Source organism: Streptomyces sp. AcH 505 (genome assembly GCF_000818175.1).
Lineage (GTDB): Bacteria > Actinomycetota > Actinomycetes > Streptomycetales > Streptomycetaceae > Streptomyces.
Window position 1 is genome coordinate 1,281,367 of the sequence record NZ_JTIY01000001.1, and the last position, 12,282, is coordinate 1,293,648.

Sequence of the window (12,282 nt, forward strand, 5' to 3'; positions counted from 1 at the left end):
ACCGGCACGTGTGCCAACAACCGCAACCGAGACCCGCACCCCCCGCCGGAAGGCGACACCGCGCAGGACACGACCCTCACCCCGGCGGAGGCGCGTCCCGGAACACGCGGCGCGACTCGCCCCTCGGCGGCGCGTCCGCCAGGCGGATCACCGCGCCGTCCCGCCCCGCCACCACCGGCAGCGGCGCGCGCGCCGCCTTCGCGCGGTATTGCGCCGCGTCCGCCAGCCGGAACAAGCGTCGCGCCGACGTGACGTTCCCGATCGGGTCGCCCGTCGAGGCGACCCCGCACGCCACGCCCTCCCCCATCTCCAGCGACGCCGAGCGCTCGCACAGCTCCGTCGCGACCGCGATCACCTCGTCCGCCGAAGGGCCCGCCGTCAGCAGGCAGAACTCGTCGCCGCCCAGTCGCGCCGCCAGCGCGCCGGGGAGTTTCGCGCCGCACAGGGACAGCAGCGAGGCGAATCGTTCCAGCAGGCGGTCGCCCACCGCGTGGCCGTGGGTGTCGTTGACCTTCTTCAGGCCGTTGAGGTCGCAGACGACGAGGCTGACGACCGAGCCGTCCGCACGGTGGCCCGCGATGGCCTCGTCGAGGCGCATGTCGACCGCGCGCCGGTTCGCGAGGCCGGTGAGCGGGTCGGTGAAGGCCAAGCGGCGCACCTCTTCCAGGCGTTCCGTCTGGGCGAGGCCCGCCGCGACGACCGCGGCGATGACGGTCGCGAAGTCCGCCTCGTCCTCGCCGAAGGGCGCGGCGCCGAGCGGGCGGGCCACGTACAGCTCACCCCAGGCGCGCCCGTGCAGGATGATCGGCGCGACGACACAGCAGCCGCGCCCCCGGCGGCGCAGCGCGGCGACGCGCTGGTGGCAGTAGCCGGGGTCGCCGCCGGTCGGGCCGTCCGAGGTCTCGACCCAGGCGTGGGGACCGCCGCCGCCCGCCCACTTCTCGTGCAGGAACTCGGCGATCTCGGGGAACTGGTGGACGGGGTACGTCTCGTCCTCGGGGAACTCGTCCTCGTCCGGTGTCCGCTCCCCCGCGTTGACGAGGACCTTCAGCCGGCCGAGGTCGCGTTCCCAGACCGACAGCGCGCCGAAGCTCCCGCCGAGCCCTTCACGCGCGCCCTGCGCCGCGGCCAGCCAGGACTCGCGGGGTGTGTGGGCCGCCGCCATGGCCTGGGCCAGCGCCACGACGGCCCGCAATCGCACATCCACTCCCATCACCCCACCCTAGAGGGGTTCGGGTGGTTGATCACTCGGAGCGATCGACAGTTACTCTGCGTTCACTCGCCCGGCCATTGCGGTGCGCGTTTCTCGTTGAAGGCGGCCACTCCCTCGGCCCGGTCGCCGGAGAACGCGACCGAGCGCCAGGCCGCGTCCTCGACGTCGAGGCCCGCGCGCAGGTCGAGCCCCTGGCCCAGGCGCAGCGCGCGTTTGGCCGCGCGCAGGCCGAGCGGGGAGTTCTGGGCGATGCGGGCGGCGAGGGCGAGGGCTTCGTCGCGGTCGGTACCCGCGTCCACGAGGTGGTCGACCAGGCCCAGCTCGGCCGCTTCGGCCGCCTCGACGCGGCGCGCGGTGAGGATCAGCTCGGCGGCGCGGGCTGCGCCGACGCGGCGCGGCAGCAGTTGCGTACCGCCGCCGCCGGGGATGACGCCGACCGACACCTCGGGGAGCCCGACGACGGCCGTGCGGTCGGCGACGATCAGGTCGCAGGAGAGCGCCAGCTCGAAGCCGCCGCCGAGCGCGAAGCCGTGCACGGCCGCGACGACGGGCATGGGCAGTTCGAGCACACCGGTGTAGGCGGCGCGGGTGACGGGCCGCTGCCGCATGAGGTCGGCGTCGCTGAAGGAGTTGCGCTCCTTGAGGTCGGCGCCGACGCAGAAGGCCCGGGGGTGGGTGGAGGTCAGCGCGGTGACCCGTACGGACGGGTCGGCGGCCAGCGCCTCGCAGGCCGCGGCGATGGACCGGGCCATTTCCGTCGACACGGCGTTCATCGCCGCCGGCCGGTCGAGGACCAGCTCGGCGACGTGGTCGTAGCGCCGTACGCCCACGAACTCCCCGAACCGCAGCTCGGCCTCTTCGGTCTCCGCCATGGCCCCACCCTCTCGGTTAACGATGGTTCACCGGCAGATGTTAGACCGCGTCGCGTCAGCCGGGACGGCGGGCCAGCAGCCAGGGCTCCACGACGCCGAGGCCGCGCACCGGACGCTGCCACATCGGCTGGAGCCCGAAGCGGTACGAGGGGGCGGCCTCGCCCTCCTTCTCGGCCTTCGCCGTCGCCTCGGCCGCCTGCGACTCGGAGGCCGGGGCCTCACCCGTACGGATCAGCCCTTCCGCGAACGCGCCGTCCACCAGGACGGTGTCCTTGGGAGCTATCGACGTCAGCCTGCTGGCGAGATTGACGGTCGTGCCGAAGACGTCGCCCATGCGGGTGGTGACCGTGCCGAAGGCGATGCCGACGCGCAGCGCGGGCATCGTCTCGTCGTGGGTCATGGTCTCGATGAGCCGCAGGGCGATCTCGGCGGCCGTGCCCGCGTCGTCGGCGGCGAACAGCACCTCGTCGCCGAGGGTCTTGATCAGCCGGCCGCCGTGCGCGGCGACCAGGTCGGCCGACGTCGTCTCGAACGCCTCGACCAGCTCGCCCAGTTCCTCCTCTTCGAGGCGCCGGGTCAGCCGGGTGAATCCGACGAGGTCGGCGAAGCCGACGGCGAGCCGGCGGTCGACCATCTCCTCGTCGTCGGCGGCCTGCACGACGCGTCCGGTGGCGGCTGCGAGCTGACGCCGCCACACGTAGACCAGGAACTCCTCCAGCTCGGGCAGGAGGAGTTCCACCAGCGGGTAGGTGACCTCGGTGCGCGTCATGCCGGGCTCGGGCGGCTCGGTGAGGCCTTCCAGGAACGAGTCGATCTGCCACTCGGCGAGCCGGGCGGTGGTCTGTCCGGTGGACCTGGCCACCTGGATCGCCATGGGCTCGCTGAGCAGCCCGGCCTCCACGAGACCCGCGAGGCGGCGCAGCGCCAGCACGTCGGCCTCGGTCAGCGCCTTGGCCTGGCCGATGTCGGCGAAGCCCATGGCGCGCCAGAAGCGGGAGGCGAGATCCATGGAGACGCCGGCGGTACGGGCGGCCTGGAAGGGGGTGTACTGCCGGTCGGCGCCGAGGATCAGCTGTTCGAGCCTGATCGCCAGCGGGTCGTCGGTCGGCTCCGCGGTGTGATCGACGACGTGGTGCGGTGTGTGGTGGGCCGATGAGTCCGACGGCGGCGGTGTGTCGTCCGCGCCGGACGTCGTGTCGTCGACGGTCACCGGCCGCCTCCTGCCCGTTCCCTGCGCACTGCCCTGCCGATCTGTCCGATCTTCCCCGAACGGGCTCAACGATACGGCAGATGTGCCCTGGCTCACGTCCCGGTGGCGCCGTACGGCCGCGCGGCGTCCTGGCGGGCCGGCCGGGGACGGCCGCTTGCGTACGCCATGTCACGCGACGCGCGCCCGGCGCAGCGGGTCGCCGCGTCACGTCCCGCGCCGCGCGCTGTGACGAACCGCCCGGCCGGTTCCGCTCAGCCCGTCGGCCGGACGTGCACGATGTCGCCCGCCGCCACCGCCTGCCGGCCGCCCTGCTCCGTGGCGATGACCAGCCGTCCCTCGCCGTCGATGGCGACGGCCTCGCCGACCAGGTCGGCGCCGCCGGGCAGCTCGGCGCGTACCGGGCGGCCCAGGGTCGAGCAGCCCGCCGCGTACGCCTCCTGGAGCCGGGAGGTCGCGGGATCGCCGCCGGCCGCGCGCCAGTCGCCGTACCACTGGTCGAGCGAGCGCAGCACGGCACGCAGCAGCGTCTCGCGGTCCAGGGAGACGGCGTTCGCCAGGGCGAGCGAGCCGGCGGTCGGTACGGGCAGTTCCTCGGCGCGCAGCGACACGTTGAGGCCGATGCCGATGATCACGGTGTCCTGCGCGGTGCGCTCGGCGAGGATCCCGCCAGCCTTGCGTTCGGCGCCGTCCACGGTCACCAGCAGGTCGTTGGGCCATTTGAGTGCGGTGTCGACCCCGGCGGCCCTGCTGAGCCCGGAGGCGACGGCCACCCCGGCGAGCAGCGGGAGCCAGGACCAGTGCTGTACGGGTACGTCGTCGCCGGGCCGCAGCAGTACGGAGAAGAAGAGCCCGGAGCGGGCGGGCGCCGACCAGGCGCGGTCCAGCCTGCCCCGGCCCGCCGTCTGCTCCTCGGCGACGAGCACGGCCCCCTCCACCGGCCCGGTGGCGGCCCGCGCCGCCAGGTCGGAGTTGGTGGATCCGGTCGAGGCGACCACGTCGAGCGAGGTCCACAGGCTGCCGGGTCGCACCAGGGCGCGGCGCAGGCCGTCCTCGTTCAGCGGCGGACGTTCGAGGTCGGACCAGCGGCTCGCTGGGGTATTCGGCTCCATCATGCAAGCCAGCCTAGGTGTGGCAAACACCGCACTGCCGAACGGTATCCGCGCCGATACCCTACGGATCAGTAGCGTCCACCACGTTCACACGTTCACACCAGCTGACAACCGCAGGGAGCCGCACCCCGATGTCAGATCCGGAAACCGTCCCCGCCCCCGCCGACGACAGCGCAGCACACACCACTGCGGGCAGGATCGCCGATCTTCAGCGCCGCATCGAGGAAGCCACCCACGCGGGGTCCGCGCGCGCCGTGGAGAAGCAGCACGCCAAGGGCAAGCTGACGGCGCGCGAGCGGATCGGTCTGCTGCTCGACGAGGGGTCGTTCGTCGAGCTGGACGAGTTCGCCAGGCACCGCTCGACCAGCTTCGGCATCGAGAACAACCGCCCGTACGGGGACGGTGTGATCACCGGCTACGGCACGGTCGACGGCCGCCCGGTCTGTGTCTACTCGCAGGACTTCACGATCTTCGGCGGGTCGCTGGGCGAGGTCTACGGCGAGAAGATCGTCAAGGTCATGGACCTGGCGATGAAGACCGGCTGTCCCGTCATCGGCATCAACGACGGGGGCGGGGCGCGGATCCAGGAGGGCGTGGTCGCGCTCGGCCTGTTCGCCGAGATCTTCCGCCGCAACGTGCACGCGTCGGGGGTGGTCCCGCAGATCAGCCTGATCGTCGGCCCGTGCGCGGGCGGCGCCGTCTACTCGCCCGCGATCACCGACTTCACGGTGATGGTGGACCAGACGTCGCACATGTTCATCACGGGCCCCGACGTGATCAAGACGGTCACCGGCGAGGACGTGGGCTTCGAGGAGCTGGGCGGCGCCCGTACGCACAACACGACGTCGGGCGTGGCGCACCACATGGCGGGGGACGAGAAGGACGCCGTCGAGTACATCAAGTCCCTGCTGTCGTACCTGCCGTCGAACAACCTCTCCGAGCCGCCGGCCTTCCCCGAGGAGGCGACGCTGGAGACGACGGACGAGGACCGCGAGCTGGACACGCTGATCCCGGACTCGGCGAACCAGCCGTACGACATGCACACCGCGATCGAGCACGTCCTGGACGACGCCGAATTCCTGGAGACGCAGGCGCTGTTCGCGCCGAACATCATCACCGGCTTCGGCCGGATCGAGGGCCGGCCCGTCGGGGTCGTCGCCAACCAGCCGATGCAGTTCGCTGGTTGTCTGGACATCAACGCCTCGGAGAAGGCGGCGCGTTTCGTCCGTACGTGTGACGCGTTCAACGTCCCCGTGCTGACGTTCGTCGATGTGCCGGGCTTCCTGCCGGGTGTCGACCAGGAGTACGGCGGCATCATCCGCAGGGGCGCGAAGCTGATCTACGCGTACGCGGAGGCGACGGTCCCGCTGATCACGGTGATCACCCGCAAGGCGTTCGGCGGCGCGTACGACGTGATGGGCTCCAAGCACCTGGGCGCCGACCTGAACGTGGCGTGGCCGACGGCGCAGATCGCGGTGATGGGCGCGCAGGGCGCGGTCAACATCCTGCACCGCCGCACGATCGCGGCGGCGGGCGACGAGGCGGCGCAGGAGCAGACCCGCGCCACCCTGATCCAGGAGTACGAGGACGCGCTGCTCAACCCGTACGCCGCCGCGGAGCGCGGGTACGTGGACGCGGTGATCATGCCGTCCGACACCAGGGCGCACATCATCAAGGGGCTGCGCCAACTGCGTACGAAGCGGGAGACGCTGCCGCCGAAGAAGCACGGCAACATCCCGCTCTAGGAAGGGAGCTGACGATGATCAAGGTCGTACGGGGCAACCCGACCAGGGAGGAACTGGCCGCCGCGCTCGCGGTGGTCCAGGCGACGGCGGCGGCCAAGGCGGGCACCGAACCACCGGCCCCCGAACCCCCCACGGAATGGTCGGCCCCGACCCGCATAGCCCGCACCCACCTCCCCCAACCGGGCCCCGAGGCCTGGGCCCGCACGTACTGGCCGTAACCGGTGCCGGGCCCCTGCCGGGTGGAGCGGTTCACCGTGAGTTGAGTACACGTACTCAGGCGCTTCACCCGGGGGCGGTCGCAGGATCGGACGTATGTTGTGGTCCGATCCCGAGAACGAGCCGCCCAAGGAGATGCGCGAGACGCAGGCCATGGTGCGGCGGGCCGGTGTGCTCATCGCGTTGGTGGTCGTTGTGCTGACGATCGCCCTCGGGGTTCGCTGACCGGCGTTCGCCGGGGGCCGTTCGTTGATTACTGTTTCCGCATGACCGATCAGCGCCGTCTCGTCCTGGCCTCCCAGTCGCCCGCCCGTCTCGGACTGCTCCGTCAGGCCGGGCTCGCCCCCGAGGTGATCGTCAGCGGGGTCGACGAGGACGCCGTCTCCGCGCCGACGCCCGCCGAGCTCGCCCTCGTGCTCGCACGGGCGAAGGCCGAGGCCGTGGCCGCGCGGCCCGAGGCCGCGGGGGCGCTCGTCGTCGGGTGTGACTCCGTGCTCGAACTCGACGGGCAGGCCTACGGGAAGCCCGCCGACGCCGAAGAGGCCACCGCGCGCTGGAAGTCGATGCGGGGCCGGGCCGGCGTCCTGCAGACCGGGCACTGCGTGATCGACACCGCGAGCGGCGCGCGGGCCGCCAGGACCGCGTCGACCACCGTCCGCTTCGGCAGCCCCTCGGACGCCGAGATCGCCGCGTACGTGGCCAGCGGCGAACCGCTGTACGTCGCCGGGGCCTTCACCCTCGACGGCCGGTCCGCGCCGTTCGTCGACGCGATCGAAGGCAACCACGGCAACGTCATCGGTCTGTCGCTGTCGCTGCTGCGTGAGCTGCTGGCCGAGCTGGGCGTCGCGATCACGGACCTCTGGGTCTGACCGGTCCGGGTCAGGCCGGGGTCGCGTTCTCCTGCGGCGCCGGCTTCGGCGCGTACCCCACCAGCACCAGGACCAGCAGCGCCAGCACCACCATCATGAAGGCGAAGGCGGCCCAGCCGATCAGCCCCACGGTCAGGGCGCCCAGCACCCCGTGCACGACCGCGCAGACGATCAGGGTGATCCTGCCGACCCGGCCGGGGGCGCTGTCCCTGACGGCCGTCCGCAGCAGTATCACCGCGCACACCACCAGATACAGCGCGGCTATCGCGCCCATCACCCACGCGCCCAGCGACATCGCGCCCGGGTCGACGCCCGCGAGCGACATCTGCTGGTTGTCGACGACCGTCGCCAGCAGGGCGTTGACGAGTACGACACCCAGCGCCTCCGCCAGCAGCACCGCCGCCGCCACCCAGGCCACCGGTTTGCGCGACACCGCCCCACCCTCTTCCGTCTGTTACCGCCAGTACGTTGCCACCCGGCACGCTACTCACGGGTAAACGCCCGGACAAGAGCTGGGGCCGCAGCAAAGAATCATTCGGCCATTCGTAGGGACTCCACAAAGAAACGGGATCCCTCACGGCGCACCGGCACAGAGATCGGGGCCACATCGAGGCATTGCTGTGCCGGGCTGAATCGCGGCGTACCTTGGTGCAACTAGGGATTTCGCAGTCTGAACGAGCCTCGAATCACTCTCCGTATGGACAAGTTCACCATTTGGGGCGCGTCGGAGGACCGTGTCGGCAGTCCCTAAACTCAGCTTGTTTATTTCGGAGGGAGCCATCGTGCGCAAGGTGCTCATCGCCAACCGTGGCGAAATCGCTGTCCGCGTCGCCCGTGCCTGCCGGGATGCCGGGATCGTGAGCGTAGCCGTCTACGCCGACCCGGACCGGGACGCCCTGCATGTCCGCGCGGCCGACGAGGCTTTCGCCCTGGGCGGTGACACCCCGGCCACCAGCTATCTGGACATCGCCAAGGTGCTCCAGGCGGCGAAGGACTCGGGCGCCGACGCCATTCATCCCGGCTACGGATTCCTGTCGGAGAACGCCGAGTTCGCCCAGGCCGTCCTCGACGCGGGGCTGACCTGGATCGGTCCGCCGCCGCAGGCGATCCGCGACCTCGGCGACAAGGTAGCCGCCCGGCACATCGCGCAGCGCGCGGGCGCCCCCCTGGTCGCCGGCACGCCCGACCCGGTCAGCGGCTCGGACGAGGTCGTCACCTTCGCCGAGCAGAACGGTCTGCCGATCGCCATCAAGGCGGCGTTCGGCGGCGGCGGCCGCGGCCTCAAGGTCGCCCGCACGATCGAGGAGATCCCGGAGCTGTACGACTCGGCCGTACGCGAGGCCGTCGCGGCCTTCGGCCGTGGCGAGTGCTTCGTGGAGCGCTACCTCGACAAGCCCCGGCACGTCGAGACCCAGTGCCTCGCCGACTCGCACGGCAATGTCGTCGTGGTCTCCACCCGTGACTGCTCGCTCCAGCGCCGCCACCAGAAGCTGGTCGAGGAGGCGCCCGCGCCGTTCCTCTCCGCCGAGCAGACCGCGGAGCTGTACGCGGCGTCCAAGGCGATCCTGAAGGAAGCCGGCTATGTCGGCGCCGGCACGGTCGAGTTCCTGGTCGGCGCGGACGGCACCATCTCGTTCCTTGAGGTCAACACCCGCCTCCAGGTGGAGCACCCGGTCACCGAAGAGGTCACCGGCATCGACCTGGTCCGGGAGATGTTCCGGATCGCCGACGGCGAGAAGCTGGGCTACGACGACCCGCAGATGCGCGGCCACTCCTTCGAGTTCCGCATCAACGGCGAGGACCCGGGCCGCGGCTTCCTGCCCGCCCCCGGCACGGTGACGTTGTTCGCCCCGCCGAGCGGCCCCGGCGTACGGCTCGACGCGGGCGTCGAGTCCGGCAGCGTCATCGGCCCCGCCTGGGACTCCCTGCTCGCGAAGCTGATCGTCACCGGCGCCACCCGCGAACAGGCCCTCCAGCGCGCGGCGCGCGCCCTGGCCGAGTTCAACGTCGAGGGCATGGCGACCGCCATCCCCTTCCACCGCGCCGTCGTCGCCGACCCGGCCTTCACCAGTGACCCGTTCACGATCCACACCCGGTGGATCGAGACGGAGTTCAACAACACCATCCCGGCGTTCGCCCCGCCCGGCGCGGACGACGACGAGGACGAGGCGGGCCGCGAGACCATCGTCGTGGAGGTCGGCGGCAAGCGCCTCGAAGTCTCGCTGCCGTCCCAGCTCGGCATGACCCTGGCCCGCACCGGCCTGGCGGCCGGCGCCCGCCCGAAGCGCCGCGCGGCGAAGAAGTCCAGCGTCGCGGCATCGGGCGACACCCTCGCCTCGCCGATGCAGGGCACGATCGTCAAGGTCGCGGTCGAGGAGGGCCAGGAGGTCAAGGAGGGCGATCTGATCGTCGTCCTGGAGGCCATGAAGATGGAACAGCCCCTGAACGCCCACCGCTCAGGCACGGTCGTGGACCTGGCGGCGACGGTAGGCGCTTCGCTGACGTCGGGCGCGAAGATCTGCGAGATCAAGGACTGAAGGATTCAGCCCCTTCCACCGAAGGCCCCGGGCATCGCGCCCGGGGCCTTCGGCGCACCCGGGAGCCGCCCGTCACTCGTCGAGGCCCGACCCGTCGGCGAGTTGGTACGTGTGACCACCTTGATGCCCGGCGAACTCGCCGCACGGCTCGTGCGTGACCTGGTCCGTGGCCGGGCAGTCGGGAAGCACCTTCAGGACAAACCGCGAGGGCGCCCCGGCCTCCCAGCGGGCCCAGACGGCGCCGGTCTCGGCACCGGAAAGCTCCAGTACGAACGCGTAGTGCTCGTTGGACTTGTGAGCCTGGAGGAGACAACGGAGATGCCTCTCCACGTCCTCTGCTGCCGCTCCACCGTGTGCGGTGGCCAGGGCGACGGCTCGCACGACGAGCGAGGCGGGGAGAACGATCGTCGCTCCGCAGACCGGGCGGGTGGCTGGGGGTGCGAGTGTCATGGTGCGGCTTTCTGGGGGTGCTTGGATCGACCTTGCCGAGTGGAGTTCGCGGGCCCCGGGGCATCAGGAAGCAGGACCTGTGCCCACACCACCTTGCCTGCGGGGGGTTCCGGGAGGGCGTATCCCCAGGCTTCGCTGAGTTCTTCCACCAGTTGCAGGCCACGGCCGCTTTCCGCGTCCGGCGCGGGCCGCCGGAGGACCGGCGGTCGGCGGTCTTGGTCGCAGACAAGGATGAGGACGTAGCAAGGCCACAGTTGCAGTACGAGGGTGCACGAACTTCTCACAGACCAACCTGTCGGCGGCTCCACTTCCGGTGTCGGCCCGGTATGCCGAAGGGCGTTCGTGGCCAGCTCGGAGATGATCGTGACGGCGTTGTCGATGGTGTCGGCGGGGACCCGCCAGCCTTGGAACGCGGCCGTCGCGTAGCGGCGGGCCACTCGGACCGAATGCAACTCGGGAGCGAGATCCAGGCTGCTGATGAGCGGCCTGTACACGGGAACCACGGTCACACCTCCTCACTCGTTCGGGACGAGCACGCTGCGCACGGATGGGCTTCGCGTGGTGCTCGTTGTACGCACTACGCAACCGTGTGAACACGCTGAGCGGTACCGTGAAGCGAAGGGGCAACCATGAAAGTCATGAAGCGGCCCGCGTCTCCGGGGAGTTGGTACGGATGACCCATCCCACTGCGCGTAATCTCGGCCTCGCCGCGTTACTGGACGAGGCGGACTGGTCCCGGACCCAGTGCGCTCTGGCGGTCAATCGCGCTGGTCAGGAAGCGGGCATGGCCCTGCACTACGACCAGAGCGCGGTGAGCCACTGGCTCAGCGGGACGATGCCGAGGGCCAAGGTGCGGCCGGTCATCGTGGAGGTGTTCGCGCGGCGGTTGAAGCGTCCGGTCACCCTGCGGGAAGCGGGATTGGCGAGTATCGACCCTGTGATGCCCTCCGGAGAAGGGGAGACTGCTGACGATCTCCTCGAACTCGGAAAGGCGGACATGGATCCTTCCCGCAGAGGCGTACTCAGCACGGCCCTCTACTCCGCGGCGCTTGCCGTCCCCGGGTTCCCGGCTCACGCCGACGCGGACAGGGCGGCCGCAGCGCGGCCGACGTCACGGATCGGGGACGGGGAAGTCGAGATCGTACGGTCCATGACCGAGCGGATCGCGGACATCCTCGACACCTTCGGGGGCGGTCACGCCCGCCCGATGGCGGCGGCCTTCCTGGTGAACACCGTCTCCCCGTACCTACGGGCCGATGCCAGTACCGCCCATCGCTCCGCGATGCTGTCCGCCGCTTCTGATCTGGTGTATCTGACGGGCTGGATGGCCATGTACGAACGGGAGCACGGTCTTGGCCAGCGTTACTACGTCAAGGCCCTGAAGCTGGCCGGGGCCGCCGAGGACCACCTCACGTACTGCCGAACCCTGCGGGGCATGAGCCTGCAGGCCGGAAACCTCGGTTACGGCGCCAAGGCGCTGCAACTGGCCGACGCCGCTGCCGAAGCGTCACCCCAGGCGGGACCCCGGCTCCACGCCTTCCTCGCCGGGCAGCAGGCGGCTTCGGCCGCCATGACCGGCGACCGGGCCCAGGCGTTCTCGCGGCTGGAGGAAACGGAGTCGGCCTTGTCCAAGGCCGACTCCCGCAAGGACGCGGTCGGCGGGTACGACACCTCCGCGTTCCTCTTCCACACCAGCACGGTCCTCTACCACCTCGGCGACCTCCCCGGCTCTGTGAAGACCATGCAGGACTGCATCCGCGTCCAGCCGCCGCAGGAACGGCAGGGCCGCGTGCACGCCAACGGTCTCTTGGCCCAACGCCAGCTCGAACTGGGGCACTTGGACGCCGCGTGCGCGACGTGGGGGCTCTTTCTGGACGACTACGAGCAGGTGTCGTCCTCGCGCGGGGACGAGCACTTCGACACGATGCGCACCCGCATCCGCACCCATCGCACATCCCGCACGGTCCGCGCCCTGGAACAGCGCGCACGGGAGATCGCGACCCGCAAGGGGGCGGCGGCGTAGTCGAAGCCGTGCGGCCAGACCCGTGGCGCCGGGGGCTG

The 12,282-nt window shown here is 71.1% G+C and carries 12 protein-coding genes; 6 read left to right on the plus strand and 6 right to left on the minus strand.

The genetic code is table 11. From position 1 onward, the window contains the following. Positions 1 to 76 precede the first annotated feature (76 nt). The 4 genes from HY68_RS05835 to HY68_RS05850 all read right to left on the minus strand — a co-directional run bounded on the left by HY68_RS05835 (position 77) and on the right by HY68_RS05850 (position 4,407). Complete coding sequence (locus HY68_RS05835) at positions 77 to 1,216, minus strand: sensor domain-containing diguanylate cyclase (RefSeq protein ID WP_198533220.1); 1,140 nt, start codon at positions 1,214 to 1,216, stop codon at positions 77 to 79. Positions 1,217 to 1,275: 59 nt separating this feature from the next. Beyond that, positions 1,276 to 2,085, minus strand: coding sequence for an enoyl-CoA hydratase-related protein (locus tag HY68_RS05840; protein WP_041985204.1), 810 nt, complete (start codon positions 2,083 to 2,085; stop codon positions 1,276 to 1,278). A 55-nt stretch (positions 2,086 to 2,140) separates the two neighbouring features. Beyond that, positions 2,141 to 3,295, minus strand: a complete 1,155-nt coding sequence (locus HY68_RS05845; RefSeq protein WP_041985206.1) for an adenylate/guanylate cyclase domain-containing protein — start codon at positions 3,293 to 3,295, stop codon at positions 2,141 to 2,143. 251 nt (positions 3,296 to 3,546) lie between these two features. Further along, a complete protein-coding gene (locus tag HY68_RS05850) occupies positions 3,547 to 4,407 on the minus strand; it encodes a biotin--[acetyl-CoA-carboxylase] ligase (protein WP_041985209.1) in 861 nt (286 codons plus the stop codon). Positions 4,408 to 4,535: 128 nt separating this feature from the next. Here HY68_RS05850 and HY68_RS05855 point away from each other — a divergent pair, with 128 nt between their 5' ends. From HY68_RS05855 to HY68_RS05865, 4 genes are all read left to right on the plus strand, one after another. After that, on the plus strand, positions 4,536 to 6,149 hold the full coding sequence (locus HY68_RS05855) for an acyl-CoA carboxylase subunit beta (protein WP_041985211.1): 1,614 nt from the start codon (positions 4,536 to 4,538) through the stop codon (positions 6,147 to 6,149). A gap of 14 nt (positions 6,150 to 6,163) precedes the next feature. Further along, positions 6,164 to 6,367 carry an acyl-CoA carboxylase epsilon subunit gene (locus tag HY68_RS05860; RefSeq protein WP_041985212.1) on the plus strand — a complete coding sequence of 68 codons (204 nt, stop codon included), beginning with the start codon at positions 6,164 to 6,166 and terminating at the stop codon, positions 6,365 to 6,367. A 94-nt stretch (positions 6,368 to 6,461) separates the two neighbouring features. Further along, a complete protein-coding gene (locus HY68_RS46015) occupies positions 6,462 to 6,590 on the plus strand; it encodes a hypothetical protein (RefSeq protein ID WP_277816749.1) in 129 nt (42 codons plus the stop codon). Between the two features lie 41 nt (positions 6,591 to 6,631). Beyond that, positions 6,632 to 7,234: a nucleoside triphosphate pyrophosphatase gene (locus HY68_RS05865; protein ID WP_041985213.1), complete on the plus strand. Its 603-nt coding sequence runs from the start codon at positions 6,632 to 6,634 to the stop codon at positions 7,232 to 7,234. Between the two features lie 10 nt (positions 7,235 to 7,244). Here HY68_RS05865 and HY68_RS05870 read toward each other — a convergent pair whose 3' ends face one another. Further along, the gene (locus tag HY68_RS05870) at positions 7,245 to 7,667 is read right to left on the minus strand and encodes a hypothetical protein (RefSeq protein WP_041985214.1); all 423 of its coding nucleotides are present in this window, start codon (positions 7,665 to 7,667) and stop codon (positions 7,245 to 7,247) included. A gap of 349 nt (positions 7,668 to 8,016) precedes the next feature. Between HY68_RS05870 and HY68_RS05875 the strand changes: the two genes are divergently transcribed. After that, complete coding sequence (locus HY68_RS05875; protein WP_041985216.1) at positions 8,017 to 9,771, plus strand: biotin carboxylase N-terminal domain-containing protein; 1,755 nt, start codon at positions 8,017 to 8,019, stop codon at positions 9,769 to 9,771. A 72-nt stretch (positions 9,772 to 9,843) separates the two neighbouring features. Here the strand turns inward: HY68_RS05875 and HY68_RS05880 are convergent, their stop codons facing one another. Beyond that, positions 9,844 to 10,221: a hypothetical protein gene (locus HY68_RS05880; RefSeq protein WP_157874287.1), complete on the minus strand. Its 378-nt coding sequence runs from the start codon at positions 10,219 to 10,221 to the stop codon at positions 9,844 to 9,846. 673 nt (positions 10,222 to 10,894) lie between these two features. On the opposite strand from HY68_RS05880, the gene HY68_RS05885 reads away from it, so the two are divergent. After that, positions 10,895 to 12,244, plus strand: a complete 1,350-nt coding sequence (locus tag HY68_RS05885; protein ID WP_041985218.1) for a hypothetical protein — start codon at positions 10,895 to 10,897, stop codon at positions 12,242 to 12,244. The last annotated feature ends 38 nt before the right edge of the window (positions 12,245 to 12,282 follow it).